Raw genomic sequence first — 21,773 nt, forward strand, 5'->3', positions numbered from 1 at the left:
TTATCTTGTCTTATTTATTTTAATTAAATTATTTATTAATGATGATCTCCTGAATCTTCTCCAGAATGTTCAATATTATAGTAATGGAAATGTTCACTTTCTGCTAAAAATGGATTTCCTTTTGGTACAGGATTCGCTTTAGCAAAAGAACTTAAAGTTGTATAAATTATTAAACCAATAAAGAATAATAAAGCACTAATTTCTGGAATTCCGAAGAACCATTGTGCACCAACTGTAGATGGCATCACCATAATAAATACATCAATATAATGTCCTGCTAATATTACAACTCCTCCAATAAAAACAAACCAAGGTTTACTTTTAAAATCACTATTAATTAATAATAGTACTGGAAAAGCAAAGTTCATAACAACCATACCTAAAAATGGTAATTTATACTCAGTAAATCTTGCTACATAATATGTTGTTTCTTCTGGTATATCTGCATACCAAATTAACATAAACTGAGCAAACCATAAATATGTCCGAATACTGAAAAACCAAACATAAACTTAGCTAAATCATGAATATGACTATCATTAACTCCTGGTAAAGCATTTTTAGATCTTAAGTATATTGTAAAGAATGCAATAACTGTTAAAGCACTAACTAATAATGTAGATAATACATACCATCCAAATAATGTAGAGAACCAGTGAGGATCTAATCCCATTATCCAATCCCAAGACATCATAGATTCTGTAATCATAAATACAAATAAGAAAATAACAGACGCATTATAATTCTTCTTGTATGTTTTGTTACCATCATTTGCAGTATCTTCTTTAATAGAATTTTTTCTGATGAAAAATCTATAAGCATTCCAAAGGATTAAATAAATTATACTTCTTACAAGAAAACCGGTTGAATTTATCCACCATGATTTACCATCTACAATAGGATCGTAGTTTTCACTTGAAGGATCAAAAGTACCTTCGGCCATCCAAGGGAATAAATGATTTAAATGCATAACTGATGCAATTACAACCACTGCCATTAAGATAGATACAGGTAATAAATTTCCCGTAATAGCTTCCATAACTCTTAAAATAACTACAGACCAACCAACTTGTGCTACTCTTTGAATTGCGTAGAAAGTTAAAACTAATAAAGTTAAACCAAGAGAAAAGAACAATGCTACATAAAATGCAGACCATGGTCTATTTTGTAATTGATGTAAAACATGTTCTGCATGAGAATCATCGTCATGAGCACCATGACCACTCATTGTAGTGTCAACACTTCCTTCTCCGTGATGAACACCGGAAGCATTATTATCTACTTTTGAACTATCTGCATTGTGAGGAGCCTCGATTGCATCACCATGTGAACCACCATGACCATCATTACTAGCTGCTTCAATTGCATGTTTAGCATCTTCTATAGTAGTTTGTGAACCACTGTAAAAACTGAATGCTATTCCTATAACACCTAAAACAATAAGTGCTAATGAGAATGTCTTTAATTTACCTGAGAATTGATACATATCTTTCGTATTCTATCTTTTTGTATTTTATTTTAACAAATCTGCACGTAAAACTTCTACGTATTGAACAATTTGCCAACGCTCTTTATAAGTCAATTGAGAAGAATGAGATCCCATCAAACCTTTACCGTGCATAAGTACATGATAAATGCTTCCTTCTGTAATATCTCTATCTTTATAATTTGGTACACCTGCAAATTTTTCTGAAGTTGCTAAGTAACCCTGACCGTCTCCTTTTTTACCGTGACAAGAAACACAATAAATGGTATACATTGCTTTACCATTTTCTAAGTTCTCGTCATTTTTTTCTAATGGAGATTTAACTTCAACCTTAGCTGTATCGTATCCTTCAATAGTATCAGGCACATCATATGCTGGTGCTCCGCCTCTTGGAATTGTACCTGCAACAGGTTTGCTGTTTACAACGTTACCATTAACACTTTCTTCACCGTCTGCATTGTAAGGTATAGATTCATACATGTCTGGCATGTATTGAACTTGTCTATTCTTATTGTCGTTACAAGAAATAATACTTGTAAAAACCATTAAACCGATAATTAATTTTAAATTCTTCATTATCTATTTATTAGTGCTTATCTACTACATTAATTTCTACAGCTCCTGTTTTAGCTAATAAAGAAGTTAAAGCTTCCTCATTATTATGTACAGGTATTTCCATTAAAAAATGATCATCTGTAGTTCTTGGATCTGGGTTTTCAGCTTCTTTAAATGGCCAAATTCTACTTCTCATGTAAAAAGTAATTACCATTAAGTGTGCTGCAAAAAACACAGTTAATTCAAACATAATTGGTACAAAAGCTGGCATGTTTTCAAACCATGAAAAACTTGGTTTACCACCAATATCTTGCGGCCAATCTTGAATCATTATATAATTTGTTAACCAAATTGCAACTCCTAATCCAGTAATACCATAAAAGAAAGCTGTAATAGCTAACCTTGTTGGTGCTAATCCCATAGCTTTGTCTAGACCATGAACAGGAAATGGACAAAATACTTCTTCGATATGATGGTGTTCTGCTTTAACAGCTTTAACTGCATCAACTAAAACTTCATCATCCGTATAAAATGCATGAATAACTTTATTAGCTTCCATATTTATTCGTTTATATTGTTATCTAAGTTTTCCTTTTTAACAGCTGTATTGTTAACTACAATTGCTGGTTTAGTAGGAATACCTTGTTCGCTTCTCTTCTTGTAAAATTCACCTGAAGACTTTAATATCGTTTTTACTTCTGCTTGTGCTATTACAGGGAAAGTTCTCGCATATAATAAAAATAGTACAAAGAAAAATCCAATTGTTCCGATAAAGATACCAACATCTACAAAAGTTGGTTCGAAACGCCACCAAGTAGAAGGTAAATGACCTTTACTTAATACAATCGCAATAATATCAAAACGCTCAAACCACATACCAATATTGATAAATATTGAGATTACGAAAGTCCATATAAAGCTTCTTCTAATTTTCTTAAACCATAATAACTGAGGAGTTAAAATGTTAAAGAATAATAAAGAATAGAATGCCCATGCATAAGGTCCTGTTGCAGCACCTACAGATAAATATGTATAGTTTTCATAAGGAGAACCTGTATACCATGCGATAAAGAATTCTGTTGCATAAGCTACAGCAACAATACCACCTGTTAAGATAATTACAATATTCATATACTCTACGTGCATACGAGTAATGTAATCTTCTAGGTTAGTAACTTTTCTCATGATACCTAATAACGTTTGTACCATTGCGAATCCTGAAAAGATTGCTCCAGCAACGAAATAAGGAGGGAAAATTGTTGAGTGCCAACCTGGATTAATAGATGTAGCAAAATCCATTGATACAATCGTGTGTACAGATAATACCAAAGGTGTAGCCAAACCTGCAAGTACTAAAGAAACTTCTTCAAAACGTTGCCAGTCTTTTGCTCTACCGGACCAACCAAAAGATAATAAAGCATATATTTTCTTCTGAAAAGGTTTAACAGCTCTGTCTCTTATCATTGCAAAATCTGGTAATAAACCTGTCCACCAGAAAACTAATGATACAGATAAATATGTAGAAATTGCAAATACATCCCATAACAATGGTGAGTTAAAGTTTACCCACAAAGAACCAAACTGATTCGGTATTGGTAAAACCCAAAATGCATTCCATGGTCTACCCATGTGAATAATTGGAAACAATCCTGCTTGAAATACAGCAAAAATCGTCATTGCTTCTGCAGAACGGTTAATTGCCATTCTCCATTTTTGACGGAATAATAAAAGTACTGCAGAAATTAATGTTCCTGCGTGACCAATACCTACCCACCAAACAAAGTTAGTAATATCCCAAGCCCATCCAATGTTCTTGCTCAATCCCCAAACTCCAATTCCTGTTCCTACTGTGTAGAAAATACATCCAAATCCCCATAACATTGCTGCTAAAGAAATATAAAATGCTATATACCAATTCTTATTTGCTTTACCTTCGATAGGTTTTGCAATGTCTTCGGTAATATCGTGGTAACTTTTATCACCTAATACTAAAGGTTCCCTTATGGGTGCTTCGTAATGAGACATGTTTTTATATCTTAAAAATTAATTACGCTTCGTTTGTGTTTCTTACTTTAACTTGATAGATTACGTTTGGCTTCGTTTGAAGGTAATCTAATACGTTATAAGCTCTTTTATCTTCTGCTAATGCAGCTACTTTATCTTCTTTGTTATTAACATCACCAAAAACCATTGCTCCTGTAGTACAAGCAGAAGAACAAGCCGTTTCAAATTCATCAACATTTACCTTACGACCTTCTTTTTTAGCTTTAAGAATTGTTGCTTGTGTCATTTGAATACACATAGAACATTTCTCCATAACTCCTCTAGAACGCACTACAACATCAGGATTTAAAACCATCTTACCATACTCGTTGTTCATATTGAAATCAAACTCGTTATTATTTGCATAATTAAACCAGTTAAATCTACGAACTCTATAAGGACAGTTGTTTGCACAATATCTTGTACCAACACATCTGTTATACGCCATTTGATTTTGACCTTGACGACCATGTGAAGTTGCTGCTACTGGACATACAGTTTCACAAGGAGCGTGATTACAGTGCTGACACATCATTGGTTGAAAAGTAACTTCCGGATTTTCTGCTTCAGTTTCTAAAGCCTCATAAGTAGCTCCTCTACTTAATCCTAATTCTTTTGCTTCTTCTCTAGTTTCAACTTCAGAAGAGTAATATCTATCAATACGCAACCAATGCATATCTCTACCAACTCTTACTTCATTTTTACCAACTACTGGCACATTGTTTTCTGCATGACATGCTACAACACATGCCCCACAACCTGTACAAGAAGTTAAATCGATAGATAAATTAAAGTGATGACCAACTTCTCTGTTGTGTTCATCCCATAAATCTATTGTATTTGCTTCTACTTCTTTATGATCATAAGATACATAAGCTGGCTTGTTCCAACCATGATGATGATCTTTTGGATCTACATTCTTGTAATCTTTTAATGAAGTAACTTTTAAAATATCATGACGTCCTGCAATTGTTTTCTGTACTTGAGTACAAGCAAACTTATGAGTTCCGAAACTTTTTCTATAGAAACATTATATTGAATGTTATTACCTCCTTTGTATAAAGGATAAGCGTTAACACCAACTTTCATTTCGTCTTTTAAACCGAATGTTTTACCAAAACCTAATGATAAACCTACAGAACCTTTTGCTTGTCCTGGTTGAATCATTACAGGAACTACAACTTCTTCACCATTTACGGTTACTTTTGCGTAATCTCCATTAATTGCTCCGTTATCTTTAACAGGATTTTCAAAACCTAACGCTTTAGCATCTGCTATTGACATTGTTAAGTAGTTATCCCAAGAAGCTCTTGTAATTGGATCAGGGAATTCTTGTAACCAAGGATTGTTTGCTTGTTTACCGTCTCCTAAACCTGTTTTAGTATATAAATTTAACTCCATTTCTGAAGCTTTTGTACTCTTTTTTAAGTTTGATGCAACTTCTGCAATTGAAACTTCTGAAACAAATTCAGATACAGAACTAGCATCAACAGCTTTACTGAAATAACCATTATGTAAAGCTTTATTCCAAGACGAACCTCCTAAAACATTATCAGACCAAAATGACTTTAAGAAATCATAGTAAGTAGTAGAACTACCGGACCATTTTAATAAAGTATCTTGTACCTGACGCGTGTTAAATAAAGGCTGAATTGCAGGTTGCATTAAACCGAAGTTTTCTTCAGAAAACTGAGTATCACCCCAAGACTCTAAGAAATGTGGTGCTGGCAATGCATATTCCATTGCATTTGTTGTAGCATTGTTTTCTACAGACAACGACACCTTTAAATCAACTTTACTTAATGAGTTTGTAAACTCATTTGAATTTGGCAAAGTATAGGCAGGATCTACATTAACAGCTAATAAACCACCAACATTACCTGATTTCATATCAGAAACTAACGCTTCTACATCTTTAAAATTACCTTTACGGATATTTAAAGAGTTTTTAGCATCTAAAATCTCACTACTTAAATATTGATTGATTGCTAAAGAAATCAATTGAGCATTAACATCGTTAACACCTGTCATTACAACACCTTTAGAACCAGCCTTTTTCAAAGCTTTTGCCAACTTCTTAATTTCAGCATCAATAGGAGTACTATTAGACGCTACTGAATTTCCTGTTAACTCTTTGTAAAGATTCAACAATGAAAAAACAACATCAGAAGGTTTAGCTACCAAACGCTTATCTGCATTGGCACCACTTAAAGACATATTACTTTCTACCTGAACATGGTAAGACATTTTACCTGTTTCCGGTTTTCTACCATCAATATACGCTTTCTCAAAACCACCATGAAAATCTCCTAAGAAATCTGCACCAAAAGAAACTATTGTTTCAGCATTTTGAAGCTTATAATTTGGCAAAGCTCTTCTACCATACATTTTCTCAAAAGCATCTGCTGCTGCTGATTCTGAAACAGCATCATAAACAACATGCTTAGCGTTAGGATATGTAGTTAAGAACTCACTTATAACTTTATCTGTAGAAGGGCTAGCCATCGTTCCTGTTAACAAAACAACTTGCTTACCTGCTTCTTTAAGACTATTTAATTTTTGACCTATTTCCTTATCTGCTTCAGCCCATGAAATAGCTGCTCCAGCCTTAGTAGGTTCTTTCAAACGTAACTTCTCATCATATAAAGAAAGAACTGAAGCTTGCACTCTAGCACTTGTTGTTCCGTTTGCTTCTTTATTAGGCATTATTTGAATTGGTCTACCTTCACGAGTTTTTACTAAAATATTCGCAAAATCATAACCATCTGCCATAGAAGTAGCGTACCAATTTGCTACACCAGCAATAATATCATTTGGTTTAACAACATAAGGAATCGATTTAACAACCGGTCCTTCACAAGCTGCTAATGAAGCTGCCGCTGTAGTAAAGCCAACATACTTTAAGAAATCTCTACGAGAAGTAGAAGACGCCTCTAATGTTTCTTTATCTCCTAAAAAATCATCTGTAGGAATATTCTCTACAAATTCATTTTTACTCAGCGTTTCAACAACAGAACTATCTTTTAGTTCTTCAACACTTTTCCAGTATTTTTTGTTTGAAGCCATTTATACTTTTTTATTTAATGATTGAAAGATTTATAAAATTGATCAACAATTTTTTCCTCTTTTAACTTTGAATCTTTAATTCTTTGTTTAGTAATGACATTTACCACATTCTAAACCACCTAACTGAGATATAGTTACTTTATCTACACCATATTTCTTAGCTAACTGATCATGAATTTTTTCGTAATACTCATTTCCTTTTAAATCTACATTCGTCTCTCTATGACAATCAATACACCATCCCATTGTTAATGGAGAATATTGATACATCTCATCCATTTCTTCTACAGGACCATGACATTTTTGACATTTAACACCTGCAACAGTTACGTGCTGAGCATGATTGTAATAAGCAAAATCCGGAAGATTGTGTATTCTAATCCATTTTACCGGCCTTTCCTCTCCTGTATAAGCCAACTCATCTGGATCCCATCCTGCAGCTTTATAAACTTTAGCAATCTCTTGATCCAACTGCTCTTTACCATAAGTCTGACCGTTCCACTGAATCTCAGTTCCTTCAGCAACTTCTGAAATACCTTTATGACAGTTCATACAAACATTAACAGAAGGAATTCCTGAATGCTTACTATGTTTTGCCGAAGAGTGACAATATTGGCAATCTATTTTATTTTCACCTGCGTGAATCTTGTGCGAAAATGCTATTGGCTGAATTGGCTGATAACCTTGATCTACACCAACTTTAAACATCGTACCGAAAACAACGTAAGCACCAATCAATAAAACTAAAATAGTACCTAAAACTTTTAAGAAAGTATTTTCTTTAACACCAACCCAAAGCTCTTGTAAATCTCTTCTTAAATTAGACTCTACACCCGATTTCTTATTTCCTTTTAACTCACTAACTTGTTTTAACAAACTTGCGATCATTAAAAACGCCACAACAATTGCTGCCGCTAAGAAATAAATCAACCAATCTGGCGCACCACTTTTTTCCAACACTTGAGTTGTAGCACCTCCAGCTCCTGGAGCTGGTGCCTTTTTTATATCACCAACAGTTGTGTAATATAAAATATTGTCAATATTTTCATCAGTTAATTGAGGAAATGCATTCATTGCAGTTGCACTGTACTGTGCAGCTTCTGCAGCATCTGCGTTCACTTTTTGAAATTCAGCATTGTTCTTAATCCAAGATTTTAACCAAGAATTCTCTCTACGCTCTTCTACACCACCTAAAGCTGGTCCAACTAATTTCTTATCCAACTTATGACAAGAAGCACATAAAGATTTAAATAATTTTCTACCTTCTTTCTGACGAGCCTCATCAACATCTTGCGAATAAGTTGATGCACTAAAGGCAAAAAACAAAAGTAATGTAAGACTTTTTAGAAGTACAGAGTTTAGTCTACTATGCAATGTTACACTTTTCATATTTACAAACTATAATTTTAGTATTGTGTATAAATTCGTTCAAAAAACACATTTTGAACAGTTCAACAAAAGTACTACATATTGCTAAATTTTGAAAAGCTAATAGAATGTTAAATATCAATTTATAATAATTCTAAATAAGGAAAAGACTCAATTTATTCTTTAGCAAGTCGTTATTTTTGCAGAAACATTTAAGATTATGAAAAACACACTGTTTTTAAAGATATTTTTGTTCTGTTTATTTGTAAGTATTGGTACTTTAAATGCCCAAAACTCAACTAAAAAAGACAAAGAAGTAACTAATTTATTAGAAAAGAAAAGAAGTTATAATAAGTCTAATGGTTATGGTTACAGCATTCAAATTTATTACGGAAATGAACGAACTGCAAGGTCTAAACACGCACGTTTTAAAGTTCTTTATCCTAGAGTTTACACGAAGCTTGTATACAACAATCCGGACTGGAAAGTGCAAGTTGGTAACTACAAAACAAAACTAGAAGCAGACAGAGCTAATTTGATATTTAAAAAAGAATTCTCTGGTACAATTGTAGTGCCTATGAAAAAATAAATATCTAAAATACCAGAAAAAGAAAGCCGAAATTCAATGAAGAATTTCGGCTTTTATATTTGGTTCAAATCAGTTTATTTTAACTTCTTTTTTACTGCTACTTCTTTGTAAGCTTCAATTACATCACCTTCTGCAATATCATTGTAATTCTTAACTTGAAGACCACAATCGTAACCTTTAGCTACTTCTTTAACATCATCTTTAAAACGCTTTAAAGAAGTTAATGTTCCGTCATGCACAACAATTCCATCTCTAATAATTCTAATTTGAGAATCTCTATAAATCTTACCGAGACATAACCATACAACCTGCAATGTTACCCACTTTAGAAATCTTATAAACTTCTCTAATTTCGACATTACCTGTAACTTCTTCTTTCATTTCAGGAGATAACATTCCTTCCATTGCATCTTTAAGATCATTAATAGCATCATAAATAATAGAGTATGTTCTAATATCTACTTCTTCTCTATCTGCTACCATTCTTGCGTTACCTTGCGGACGCACATTAAATCCTACAATAATTGCATCTGAAGCTGTTGCTAATAAAACATCACTTTCTGTAATAGCACCAACACCTTTATGTAAAATATTTACTTGTATCTCTTCTGTAGATAATTTCGGAAAGAATCTGTTAAAGCTTCTACAGAACCATCAACATCACCTTTTAAGATAATATTTAATTCTTTAAAGTCTCCTAACGCAATTCTACGACCTATTTCATCTAACGTTAATGTTTTCTGAGTTCTTACAGATTGCTCACGTTGTAATTGAGATCTCTTAGATGCTATTTGTTTAGCTTCTCTTTCATCTTCAAATACGTTAAACTTATCACCCGCTTGTGGCGCACCGTCTAAACCTAAAATTGATACTGGAGTTGAAGGACCTGCTTCATTTAATTTTCTTCCTTTATCATCAAACATGGCTTTAACTTTACCACTGTTTTTACCAGCAAGAATATAATCTCCAATTTTTAAAGTACCAGCCTGCACTAAAATAGTTGTTACATAACCTCTACCTTTATCTAACTGAGCTTCTACAACTGTACCAACTGCATTTTTATTAGGGTTTGCTTTCAATTCTAAAATCTCTGCTTCTAATAAAACCTTTTCTAACAACTCTTCAATACCTTGACCTGTTTTTGCTGATATATCTTGAGACTGAATACTTCCACCCCATTCTTCTATCAACAAATTCATTGCAGATAATTGTGTCTTTACATTATCTGGATTAGCATTTGGCTTATCAATTTTGTTAATCGCAAATATAATTGGCACTCCTGCTGCTTGTGCATGTGAAATTGCCTCTTTTGTCTGTGGCATTACATCATCATCTGCTGCAACAACAATAATTACTAAATCCGTTACTTGCGCCCCACGTGCACGCATTGCTGTAAAGGCTTCGTGACCTGGTGTATCTAAGAAAGCTATTTTTTCATCACCAACATTAACAGAGTATGCTCCAATATGCTGTGTAATTCCTCCACTTTCTCCATCTACAATATTTGCTTTTCTAATATAATCTAATAAAGATGTTTTACCGTGATCTACGTGACCCATTACCGTAATAATTGGCGCACGACTAATTAAATCTTCCGGCTTATCAACAACTTCTTCGATTGATTCTTCTACTTCTGCACCAATGAATTCTACTTTATAATTGAATTCTTCAGCAACAATAACAAGAGTCTCTGCATCTAAACGCTGATTCATTGTTACCATCATTCCTAACATCATACAAGATGAAATAATGTTAGTAACAGGCACGTCCATCATTGTTGCAACTTCACTTACCGTAACAAATTCTGTTACTTTTAAAACTTTGTTGTCTAATGCCTGTGCTTCTTGTTCTGCTTCAGACTGCTCTCTACGAGCATCCCTTTTATTTCTACGATATTTAGCTCCTTTACCTTTAGATGATTTCCCTTGAAGTTTTTCAAGAGTTTCTCTAACCTGCTTTTGAATATCTGCTTCTGTTGGTTCTTCTTTCTTAACAGCAGCTGGTCTATTATTACCTCTACCTTTATTGAAAGAGCCTCTATTGTTTCCTGGACCTCTGTTTCCTTGAGTTCTATTCCCAGCATTACCACCAGCTTTATTTACAATACGCTTACGCTTTTTTCTTGGATCTGAAGATGCATCTTTTTTAGCTTCGGTTTCTTCTTCTTAGGTTTTTCAAATTGCTTTAAATCAATCTTCTTACCTGTAAAGTTTGGTCCGTCTAACTTCTTATACTGAGTTTTAATAGCTTCAGCATTTTCTGGAGTTACTTCTTCAGTTTTTTCTGAAGTTTTTGTAGTATCCTTTTTACCTTCTGCTTTTTTAGCAACCTTAGAAGCTTCTTTTTCAACTAAAGAAATAGGCTTATCTACCTTTACCTCTTTAACGACTTTTTTATCTTCTGATGGTTTAGCAACAGGTTCAGTTTCCTTTTTGGCTTCTTCTTTAGGCTTTTCAACTTCCGTTGGCTTTTCAACTTTTGGAGCTTCTCCTTTCGGTACTTCTTCTTTAGCCTCTACTTCTTGTTTTTTTGCTACAGGCTTACCAATATTATCAATATCAATTTTACCAACAGTTTTAAACTCTAGTTTTTCGGCTTTAGCTTTAAGAACTTCTTCTTTTTTAGCGTCTTCTGCTCTTTTTCTCTCTTGCTTAGCTTCTAGTTCTGCACGAATAGCTTCTTTCTCTTTACGCTTCTCTTCACCAACCTCCTTAGATGCAGCTTTTTTGCTAGCATCTGTTTGGAAACCATCTAGGAGCACTTGATAGACCTCACCGAAATTTTAGTAGTTGGTCTTGATTCTATTTCATGACCTTTATCTGCTAAATATTCTACTGCTCTATCTAGAGAGATATTTAATTCTCTTAAAACTTTATTAAGCCTCGTTGTTTTGCCTTCAGACATATATTATTTTTTAGCCTTTAATTTTGTAAAAATATACTTTTTTACGATTACTCTTTCACTATTTCACAAACTAATCTTCAAATTCTTCTTTTAGAATTCTCTGAACGTCTAAAATAGTTTCTTCTTCTAAATCAGTTCTCTTAACTAATTCTTGTACACTTGTTTCTAATACGCTTCTTGCAGTATCTAAACCAATGTTTTTAAATTCTTTTATTACCCAAGCTTCGATTTCATCACCAAATTCTGTTAATTCTACGTCTTCTTCTTCAAGACCTTCTCTCTTAACATCTATTTCGTAACCTGTTAACTCACTCGCTAAACGAATATTAACACCACCTCGACCAATAGCTTTAGACACTTCTTCGGCTTTAAAAGTACGTTTACACGACCTTTTTTACCATTTTTCTCTTCTTCGTACATTTCAATTTCCATTGAAGTCACTTTTGCAGGACTTAATGCTCTTGAGATAAATAGTTGTTCGTTTTTAGTGTAATTGATAACATCAATGTTTTCATTACCTAATTCACGAACTATACCATGTATTCTAGAACCTTTAACACCAACACAAGCTCCAACAGGATCGATTCTATCATCATAAGAATCTACTGCTACTTTTGCTTTTTCTCCTGGTATTCTTGCTACACCTTCAACAGTAATTAAACCATCAAATACTTCGGAATTTCTTGTTCAAATAATTTTGTTAAAAAAGCGGGAGAGGTTCTAGATAGAATTATTGCAGGTTTATTACCTCTTAATTCTACTGCTTTAATTACTCCTCTTACAGAATCTCCTTTTCTAAAGAAATCTGAACGTATTTGTTCGCTTTTTGGCAATACAATCTCATTACCTTCATCATCTAACAAAATAATTGCATTATGTCTAATATGATGTACTTCTGCACTATATAAATCGCCTTCTAAATCTTTAAATTGCTTAAAGATGTTAGTGCTATCGTGTTCATAGATTTTAGAAATTAGGTTTTGGCGTAATGCTAAAATTGCTCTTCTTCCTAAATCTACTAACTTAACTTCTTCAGATACGTCTTCTCCAATCTCAAAATCTGGCTCGATTAATCTTGCTTCTGCTAATTCTATTTCTTCGTTATCATCTTCAGAAAAACCATCTGCAACCACCACTCTATTTCTCCAAATCTCTAAATCTCCTTTATCTGGATTGATAATAATATCAAAATTATCATCAGACCCAAACTTTCGTTTTAAAGTAGCTCTAAACACTTCTTCTAAAATAGACATAAGTGTTACTCTGTCTATACTTTTATTATCTTTAAATTCTGAAAACGAATCAATTAATGCTATATTCTCCATTACATTTTTTGCTTAAAATACAATTTTCACTTTTGCTTCTTTAATCTCCTTATACTCTAATGTTACTGTTTTTTGTACCGTAACTTTTCCTTTACCAATTGGTTTTGGTTCTCTTGCCTTCCATTGTAAGACAATGTTGTCTTCTGTTGCGTCTGTTAAAGTTCCTTCAAACTCTTCTTCTGCTGTTTTTACCTTAAGAATTCTATTAATATTTTTAAGATACTGCCTTTTCACCTTTAATGGATGAGCAATATCTGGCGTGGTTACTTCTAGAGAGAAATCTTCTTCTTCTCTATCTAAATTACCATCTATATTTTTACTAATTCTTATACATTCGCTTAATGGAACACCTTGATCACCATCAACTACAACTTGTATTTTGTTGTTTGCAGAAATAGATAAGTCTATTAAATACAACGAGTCGTTACTTGCCAACGCCTCTTCTACTAAGTCTTTTATTTTTTCTTGCTCCATTATAAACCTTAAAATAAAGTATAAAAAGAGGGGACTTTTGAGTCCCCTTCCTTCTTCATTTACTATAAATTTCGGTGCAAATATACGAATTGTTTACGATTTACCAAACCAAGTCGAATTCAAAATTTTTTCGTAACTTTAAATACACGCTCTTTTCTAATTTAAAATTCTATATCATGAAAAAAATTTTAGTTCCAATAGATTTTTCAAAACCGTCTGAATATGCAGCTAAAATGGCTGCTAAAATTGCTAAAAAAACGAGTGCTTCAATTTATTTAATTCACCTCATAGAATTACCTACAGGAGTTATAGACATGGGTTCCGGTAGTAAATTCAGCATTCGAGAAAGCATGTTATATCTTCGAAAAACAAAAGAAAAAATAGTAGCTTTTAAAAACACTTTTTTTACTGATGAAATGAATGTAGAATATTTTATTAAATTGAGTAATCCTTTTGATGGTATTAAAAAATATGCAGAAAAAATTAACGCAGATTTAATTATAATGGGATCTAAAGGTCATTCTGAATTTGAAGAAATTATGATTGGCTCTAATACAGAAAAAGTTGTTAGAAGTTCTAAAACTCCTGTAATTGTAGTTAAAAAAGATGATGCGAAAATTAAACTAAAAAACTTAGTTTTTGCTTCGAATTTTAAAGAAGAAAACAAGGAGGTTTTTAGTAAATTCCTCAATTTTGCAAATGCCTTTAATAGCAAAATTCATCTTTTAAAAATTAACACACCTTCTCAATTTGAAAGCACATTTAATGCAAAAGAGAAAGTAAAAACTTTTATAAAAGATTACAATCTACCTAAACACACAATAAACATATACAACGATGTTTCTGTAGAAAAAGGAATTCTTAATTATGCAAAAGAGAAAAAAGCAGACTTAATAGCTTTAAGCACTCACGGTAGAAGTGGTATATCTCACCTTTTTACAGGAAGCGTTACCAAAAACTTATCTAAAAAAGCTTTAAAACCGATGTTTACAGTTAAAGTCTAAAACAAAAAAGCTACTAATACCTTATGAATTAGTAGCTTTTTTTATCTAAGTTAATGTTTTATAATATGTAATCTGTACTTATAAAATTAGAGTTTTTCTGATCTAAAATTTCTTGTAAAATAGCCTTATTATAATCTGTATCTTTTGCTGCTACAAAAGTTCTTATAGAAAAAGAACGCAAAGCATCATGAACACTTAAAGTTCCTACTGCAGAATCTTTTCTACCTGTAAAAGGATACACATCACGGCCCTCTTTGCGCTGCACTATTTAAGTTTACCCTACAAACCAAATTTACCAACGTATCAATTAAAGGCGCTAAAGTTTTAACATTGCTACCAAATACACTTACTTGTTGTCCGTAGTTAGAGGCAGCCATATCATCTATAGGCTCTTGCACATCTTTAAAAGAAACTATCGGAATAACCGGCCCAAACTGTTCTTCTTCAAAAACTCTAGAATCTTTAGAAACCGGGTATAAAACTGCAGGAAAAATGTAATTTTCTGATGTTTTCCCTCCGTTATAATTCAATACTTTTGCTCCTTTATCAGTAGCATCATCAATTAATTCTTGAATGTAAGCAGGTTTTCCTGGTTCTGGCAAAGGAGTTAATTTAACACCTTCTTCCCAAGGATTACCAAACTTTAAAGCATCTACACGTTCTGCAAACCTTTTATTAAACTCTTCAACAATATCCTCATGAACATATAATACTTTTAAAGCAGTACATCTTTGCCCGTTAAATGAAGTTGAACCCGCCAAACACTCGTTAATCGCCAAATCTAAATCTGCTTCGGCAAAACAATTCCAGGATTTTTAGCTTCTAAACCTAAAATTAAACGCAATCTATTTTTCTGCGGATGATTTGCTTGAATAGCATTTGCAGACTTACTATTACCAATTAAAGCTAAAACATCTACTAAACCAGTTTTCATTATTGGGGTAACTAACGTTCTACCTCTACCGTAAATTATATTTACTACACCAGCAGGAAAACTTGTTTGAAAAGCCTCTAGCAAAGGAGTTAACAACAACACACCATGTTTTGCTGGCTTAAAAACAGTTGTATTTCCCATGATTAAAGCAGGAATTAACAACGCAAAAGTTTCATTTAAAGGATAATTGTAAGGGCCTAAACAAAGAACAACACCTAATGGTCCACGTCTAATATGCGCATGTACTCCGCTATTTTTTTCAAACTTAGCAGAATCTCTATCCATTTGTTTATAATCTTCTATGGTATCGTAGATATACTCTATTGTCCTATCAAACTCTTTCTCAGAATCTGGTAAAGATTTTCCAATCTCCCACATTAAAAGCTTAACAATCTCTTCTCTTTTTGTTTTCATTTGCGCTACAAATTTCTCCATAGCAGCAATTCTACCTTCTACCTTCATTGTTGGCCATAAACCTTGCCCTCTTGCATAAGCATTTGACGCAGCATTTAAGGCTTCTAATGCTTCATTTTCAGATAAATTTGGAACAGAACCCAACAAAGTTGGCTTGTACTCTTCTGTTGATGAAATAGTAGAAAAAACATCCGCTTTATCGCCATTCCACTTTTTTAATTCTCCGTTAATTAAATAAGTATCTTGACTTAAAGTCTCATTAATTTTATATTCGTTTGGTATTTCTTTAAACGTATAGTTCATACATGTAATTTTATAAATTATCTCTAATTAAGGGCTCTAAAAAAACTACTTTAATTAGAGTTCAAAATTAACTAAAATAAGTGTAAAACAGTTCTTTTTAGAACGAAAAGCCAAAATGTATTTCACTCTTAAGTTGTTTCTTTTAAACTAAAAACTGAAACAAATCGGTTTATCATTTAAGTAGTCTCCAAAAAAGCTTTTATCTTTCATTCTCTGAATTAAAGGTTCTAAATCTAAAGATGATTTCAGCTCTAAACCAACTACAGCGGCACCATTTTCTCTGTTTGTTTTTTTTGTATATTCAAAATGTGTAATATCATCATTAGGACCAAGAATTTCAGCAACAAACTCTTTTAACGCACCTGCTCTTTGCGGAAATTTCACAATAAAATAATGCTTTAATTTAGCATATAATAATGCTCTTTCTTTTATTTCTGCTGTTCTTGTAATATCATTATTACTTCCACTAACCACACAAACAACATTTTTACCTTTAATTTCATCAGCATAAAAATCTAACGCAGCAATACTTAAAGCACCAGCAGGTTCTACAACAATAGCATCTTTATTATACAAATCTAAAATTGTTTGACAAATTTTACCTTCTGGTACAGTAATCACTTTAGATAAATTTCTATTACAAATATCAAAGTTTAAATCTCCAACTTTTTTTACTGCAGCACCATCTACAAAAGCATCAATTTTATCTAAAAAAGTATTTTTATTATTTCTAATAGAAGTTAACATTGATGGTGCTCCTTCTGGCTCTACACCTATTATTTTAGTGTTTGGTGATACGTATTTAAATACGGATGACAATCCTGCAGATAAACCTCCACCACCAATAGGAACAAAAACATAATCTATTTTTTCTTTTACTTGATTTAAAATTTCTAAACCAACTGTTGCCTGTCCTTCAATAACTTTTTCATCATTAAAAGGATGAATAAATGTTTTGTTTTTAGCATCACATTCTAATTTTGCTGCATTAAAAGCATCATCAAAAGTATCACCTTCAATAACAATATCAATATAATCTTCACCAAACATTTTAACTTGATTAATTTTTTGTTTTGGTGTTGGCGATGGCATAAAAATAGTACCTTTTACCTGTAATAATTTACAGGATAAGGCTACACCTTGCGCATGATTACCAGCGCTTGCACATACAATTCCGTTTTGCTTTTCTAAATCACTTAAAGAAGACATTTTGTTATAAGCACCTCTAATTTTATAAGAACGTACTACTTGTAAATCTTCTCTTTTAAATAATATATTAGCATTTAACTCTTTAGAGAGATTGTGATTTTTACTTAAAGGAGTTTCAAAAGCTACACCCTGTAAATTACTTGCTGCTTTTTCTATATTCACTAAACTCGGATAATAAATATCTTTATGTTGCATGATTTTTATGTAAAATTAAAAACCTGTCAGGTATTAAATCCTGACAGGTTTTATAAAAATTTAAAACATACGTTTTACGCTGTTTTTACTACTTTCATTGCTGTCATAGAAGCTCTTAGTTGCTCTCCTACAATTTCTACCGGATGATTTCTAATAATCTTATTTATTTTAATAAGCTCTATATTATCTACACCATTTTCTGAACTAAACGATTTACCAATAACGTTTGTTGAAACCTTTTTCATGAAATCTGTTAATAAAGGTTTACACGCATGATCAAACAAATAACATCCATATTCTGCGGTATCAGAAATTACACGATTCATTTCTGCCAATTTCATTCTTGCTATTGTATTTGCAATTAATGGCGTTTCATGTAAAGACTCATAGTATGCAGAAGCATCAATAATTCCTGACTCTGTCATTGCTTCAAAAGCTAATTCTACACCAGATCTTACAAAAGCAACTAATAACGTTCCGTGATCGAAATACTCTTGTTCTGAAATTTCATCAGAAGTAATTACTTGTTTTTCAAAAGCAGTTTCTCCTGTCGCAGCTCTCCAAGTTAAAAGATTCTTATCATCATTTGCCCAATCTTCCATCATAGTTTTAGAAAAATGACCCGTCATAATATCATCCATGTGCTTTTGAAACAACGGACGCATTATATCTTTCAATTCTTCTGAAAGTCTAAATGCTTCTACTTTTGCAGGATTAGACAATCTATCCATCATATTTGTAATTCCACCATGCTTTAAGGCTTCCGTTACAGTTTCCCAACCATACTGAATTAATTTACCCGCATAACCAGGCTCAATTCCTTCTGCCACCATTTTATCAAAAGATAAAATTGCTCCTGTTTGCAACAAACCACATAAAATAGTTTGCTCTCCCATTAAATCAGATTTTACTTCTGCAACAAAAGAAGACTCTAAAACACCTGCTTTATGACCACCTGTAGCAACTGCATAAGCCTTTGCTTGTGCCCAACCTTTTCCTTCGGGTCATTCTCTCGGATGCACTGCTATTAATGTTGGCACTCCAAATCCTCTTTTATATTCTTCTCTAACTTCAGATCCTGGAGATTTAGGCGCCACCATAATTACTGTTAAATCTTCACGAACTTGCATTCCTTCTTCAACAATATTAAAACCATGAGAATACGATAAAGTTGCACCTTTTTTCATTAAAGGCATTACTGCATTTACAACATTTGTATGTTGCTTATCTGGTGTTAAATTAATTACCACATCTGCAGTAGGTAACATTTCTTCATAACTACCAACCTCAAAATTATTTGAAGATGCATTGATATAAGACTGTCTTTTTTGATCTATTGCAGCCTGTCTTAAAGTATAAGAAATATCTAAACCAGATTCTCTCATATTTAAACCTTGATTTAAACCTTGAGCTCCACAACCTACAATAACAATTTTCTTCCCTTTTAATGCTTCTACTCCGTCTTCAAATTCAGAAGCTTCCATAAAACGGCATTTTCCTAATTGCTCTAATTTCTCTCTTAATGTTAATGTGTTAAAATAATTTGACATTTTTATTTATTTAGTTGTTGTATGTTTCTAATAATTCAGAAATTTTCATTTCTTCTTTGGTTACTGCTATCAAGCCAGATCTAGTGTATTGCATAATACCGAACTCACTTAACTGATTGTATAATGCTACTATTTCTTCTTTTTTACCTGATTTTTCTAGAATAAAAAAATCTTTGTTTACCGTTACAATTCTTGCATTACTTTCTTTTATAATATTCTGAATTTGACGCTCTTCAAAAAGAAGCTCAGACTTAATCTTAAACAACCCGGATATTTGATAAATAATATCATCTAAGCTATGATAGTATGCCTTAATTACTTCTACTTGTTTTTCTATTTGACCTAATATTTTCTTAATATTAATTTCATCCATATTTACAACAATTGTAAATTTAGATACACCTTCTATTTCTGATGGAGAAGTATTTAAACTCTCTATATTAATATGCCTTCTTTGAAAAATTGCTGATATCCTATTTAACAAACCAATATTGTTTTCGGTGTAAATAGACACTGTATATAATTGTTTTTCTGTACTCATCTTATTCTAATCTTATATCCGAAACACTAGCTCCTGTTGGTATCATTGGAAACACATTATCTTCTTTCTCTACACAAACCTCTAAAAAATAAGCTTCTTTACTCGCCATCATTTCTGCAACTGCATCTGCTAATTCTTCTCTTATTGTTACTTTTTTAGCTTTAATGTAGTAGCCTTCTGCAATCGCTACAAAATTTGGATTCACCATTTCTGTAGAAGCATAACGTTTATCAAAAAACAGTTGTTGCCATTGACGAACCATTCCTAAAAAATCGTTGTTTAAAACAACTACTTTTACTGCTGCTTTTTGCTGAAAAATTGTACCTAATTCTTGAATTGTCATTTGGTAACCACCATCACCGGAAATAGAAACAACCTCTCTCTCGGAGCAGCCATTTTTGCACCTATTGCTGCTGGTAAACCAAAACCCATTGTTCCTAATCCGCCGAAGTAATATTACTTTTGGTAACATTAAAATCTGCATATCTACAAGCAATCATTTGATGTTGTCCAACATCAGAAACTATAGCTGCTTCACCTTTACTCTGAATATTGATTTCTTTTAAAACCTCTCCCATTGTAATACCTTCTTTCGTGGGATATAGGTCATTTTTTATCACTTTTTCATACTCAACTTCGTACAAATCTTTAAACTCTTGAAGCCAATCTGTATGTTTTGCTTCATTTAACAATGGCAATAACAAGTCTAAACTAGCCTTTGCATCACCTAAAACGGCAACATCTGTTTTAACATTTTTATCTACCTCGGCAGGATCAATTTCAAAATGAATTACTTTGGCTTGTTTGGCGTATGTAGACAAGCTACCAGTTACACGATCATCAAAACGCATACCTATAGCTATTAACACATCGCATTCGTTAGTTAATTTATTTGGCGCATAATTACCATGCATACCAACCATACCAACATTTAATGGATGTGAGGTTGGAATTGCAGAAGCCCCTAAAATTGTCCAAGCAGCAGGTATATCTGCTTTTTCCATAACTGCCTTTAATTGAGATTCAGCCTCACTTAAAACAACACCTTGCCCCCAAACAATTAATGGTTTTTTGGCATTATTAATAATTTCTGCTGCTGCTTTTAAAGAAGACGCATCTGTTTTAGGAATCGGATTATAACTTCTTACTTTCGAACATTTTTCATAGGAAAAATCAAGTTCATCCATTTGAGCATCCTTAGTAATGTCAATTAAAACAGGTCCTGGTCTTCCGCTTTTGCTATATAAAAAGCTTTTGCTATTGCCGCAGGAATATCTGAAGCTTTTGTTACTTGACAATTCCATTTTGTTACCGGAGTAGAAATACCGACAATATCTGTCTCTTGAAAAGCGTCTGAACCTAATAAATGAGAAAAAACTTGCCCAGTTATACACACCATTGGTGTAGAATCTATTTGCGCATCTGCAATACCCGTAATTAAATTTGTTGCTCCTGGCCCGAAGTAGCTATTGCGACACCAACTTTTCCTGAAATTCTAGCATAACCTTGCGCCGAATGCGTTGCACCTTGTTCGTGACGTGTTAATACATGATGAATTTTATCTTGATATTTATACAACTCATCATAAACCGGCATTATTGCACCACCAGGATATCCATAAATAATGTCTGCCCCTTCCTCTATTAGAGATCTAACAATTGCCTCGCTACCGTAAATTCTTTCCGTAGTTTTAGCCGTATTATTTTTATTTTTTATGGTTTTTGTTTCCATATTTTTTATTTTTAGATTAGAGAAAATAGATTAAAGATACCTTCAATCTTGTTCTCACCTCTTATTCTTTATGTCTTTTAAA

The 21,773-nt window shown here is 32.7% G+C and carries 8 protein-coding genes and 8 pseudogenes; 2 read left to right on the forward strand and 14 right to left on the reverse strand.

The window, feature by feature from the left end; genetic code table 11:
• Window positions 1-35 precede the first annotated feature (35 nt).
• From ACZ1HD_RS14885 to ACZ1HD_RS14910, 6 genes and pseudogenes are all read right to left on the reverse strand, one after another.
• A pseudogene (locus ACZ1HD_RS14885) lies at window positions 36-1,486 on the reverse strand (quinol:cytochrome C oxidoreductase).
• Window positions 1,487-1,513: 27 nt separating this feature from the next.
• Window positions 1,514-2,062, reverse strand: a complete 549-nt coding sequence (locus ACZ1HD_RS14890; RefSeq protein WP_340932340.1) for a c-type cytochrome — start codon at window positions 2,060-2,062, stop codon at window positions 1,514-1,516.
• A 10-nt stretch (window positions 2,063-2,072) separates the two neighbouring features.
• Window positions 2,073-2,600 carry a DUF3341 domain-containing protein gene (locus ACZ1HD_RS14895; RefSeq protein WP_077810258.1) on the reverse strand — a complete coding sequence of 176 codons (528 nt, stop codon included), beginning with the start codon at window positions 2,598-2,600 and terminating at the stop codon, window positions 2,073-2,075.
• Window positions 2,601-2,602: 2 nt separating this feature from the next.
• The gene (nrfD, locus tag ACZ1HD_RS14900) at window positions 2,603-4,066 is read right to left on the reverse strand and encodes an NrfD/PsrC family molybdoenzyme membrane anchor subunit (protein ID WP_077810259.1); all 1,464 of its coding nucleotides are present in this window, start codon (window positions 4,064-4,066) and stop codon (window positions 2,603-2,605) included.
• Between the two features lie 22 nt (window positions 4,067-4,088).
• A pseudogene (locus ACZ1HD_RS14905) lies at window positions 4,089-7,150 on the reverse strand (TAT-variant-translocated molybdopterin oxidoreductase).
• Between the two features lie 87 nt (window positions 7,151-7,237).
• A complete protein-coding gene (locus tag ACZ1HD_RS14910; RefSeq protein ID WP_472687902.1) occupies window positions 7,238-8,539 on the reverse strand; it encodes a c-type cytochrome in 1,302 nt (433 codons plus the stop codon).
• 199 nt (window positions 8,540-8,738) lie between these two features.
• Here ACZ1HD_RS14910 and ACZ1HD_RS14915 point away from each other — a divergent pair, with 199 nt between their 5' ends.
• A complete protein-coding gene (locus tag ACZ1HD_RS14915; RefSeq protein WP_340932329.1) occupies window positions 8,739-9,107 on the forward strand; it encodes an SPOR domain-containing protein in 369 nt (122 codons plus the stop codon).
• 74 nt (window positions 9,108-9,181) lie between these two features.
• Here the strand turns inward: ACZ1HD_RS14915 and infB are convergent.
• From infB to rimP, 3 genes and pseudogenes are all read right to left on the reverse strand, one after another.
• Window positions 9,182-12,011 (reverse strand): annotated as a pseudogene (gene infB, locus ACZ1HD_RS14920) (translation initiation factor IF-2).
• 70 nt (window positions 12,012-12,081) lie between these two features.
• Window positions 12,082-13,336 (reverse strand): annotated as a pseudogene (nusA, locus tag ACZ1HD_RS14925) (transcription termination factor NusA).
• A gap of 12 nt (window positions 13,337-13,348) precedes the next feature.
• A complete protein-coding gene (gene rimP, locus ACZ1HD_RS14930) occupies window positions 13,349-13,810 on the reverse strand; it encodes a ribosome assembly cofactor RimP (RefSeq protein WP_077810265.1) in 462 nt (153 codons plus the stop codon).
• 176 nt (window positions 13,811-13,986) lie between these two features.
• On the opposite strand from rimP, the gene ACZ1HD_RS14935 reads away from it, so the two are divergent.
• Window positions 13,987-14,814 carry a universal stress protein gene (locus ACZ1HD_RS14935; protein ID WP_472687903.1) on the forward strand — a complete coding sequence of 276 codons (828 nt, stop codon included), beginning with the start codon at window positions 13,987-13,989 and terminating at the stop codon, window positions 14,812-14,814.
• Between the two features lie 58 nt (window positions 14,815-14,872).
• Here ACZ1HD_RS14935 and ACZ1HD_RS14940 read toward each other — a convergent pair.
• From ACZ1HD_RS14940 to ilvB, 5 genes and pseudogenes are all read right to left on the reverse strand, one after another.
• A pseudogene (locus tag ACZ1HD_RS14940) lies at window positions 14,873-16,465 on the reverse strand (NADP-dependent glyceraldehyde-3-phosphate dehydrogenase).
• 142 nt (window positions 16,466-16,607) lie between these two features.
• Window positions 16,608-17,869, reverse strand: a pseudogene (gene ilvA / locus ACZ1HD_RS14945) (threonine ammonia-lyase IlvA).
• A 74-nt stretch (window positions 17,870-17,943) separates the two neighbouring features.
• A pseudogene (gene ilvC / locus ACZ1HD_RS14950) lies at window positions 17,944-19,419 on the reverse strand (ketol-acid reductoisomerase).
• A 10-nt stretch (window positions 19,420-19,429) separates the two neighbouring features.
• A complete protein-coding gene (gene ilvN, locus ACZ1HD_RS14955; RefSeq protein WP_077810270.1) occupies window positions 19,430-19,960 on the reverse strand; it encodes an acetolactate synthase small subunit in 531 nt (176 codons plus the stop codon).
• A 1-nt stretch (window position 19,961) separates the two neighbouring features.
• Window positions 19,962-21,691: pseudogene (gene ilvB / locus ACZ1HD_RS14960) on the reverse strand (biosynthetic-type acetolactate synthase large subunit).
• Window positions 21,692-21,773: the final 82 nt, after the last annotated feature.

This window comes from Polaribacter sp. HA6-7 (assembly GCF_055693625.1).

Excerpts from the sequence above, each read along its gene's own strand:
- ACZ1HD_RS14935 (WP_472687903.1), top strand. The coding sequence starts at position 13,987 with ATGAAAAAAATTTTAGTTCCAATAGATTTTTCAAAACCGTCTGAATAT.
- ACZ1HD_RS14910 (WP_472687902.1), bottom strand. The coding sequence starts at position 8,539 with ATGAAAAGTGTAACATTGCATAGTAGACTAAACTCTGTACTTCTAAAA.
- ACZ1HD_RS14890 (WP_340932340.1), bottom strand. The coding sequence starts at position 2,062 with ATGAAGAATTTAAAATTAATTATCGGTTTAATGGTTTTTACAAGTATT.
- ACZ1HD_RS14915 (WP_340932329.1), top strand. The coding sequence starts at position 8,739 with ATGAAAAACACACTGTTTTTAAAGATATTTTTGTTCTGTTTATTTGTA.
- nrfD (WP_077810259.1), bottom strand. The coding sequence starts at position 4,066 with ATGTCTCATTACGAAGCACCCATAAGGGAACCTTTAGTATTAGGTGAT.
- rimP (WP_077810265.1), bottom strand. The coding sequence starts at position 13,810 with ATGGAGCAAGAAAAAATAAAAGACTTAGTAGAAGAGGCGTTGGCAAGT.
- ilvN (WP_077810270.1), bottom strand. The coding sequence starts at position 19,960 with ATGAGTACAGAAAAACAATTATATACAGTGTCTATTTACACCGAAAAC.
- ACZ1HD_RS14895 (WP_077810258.1), bottom strand. The coding sequence starts at position 2,600 with ATGGAAGCTAATAAAGTTATTCATGCATTTTATACGGATGATGAAGTT.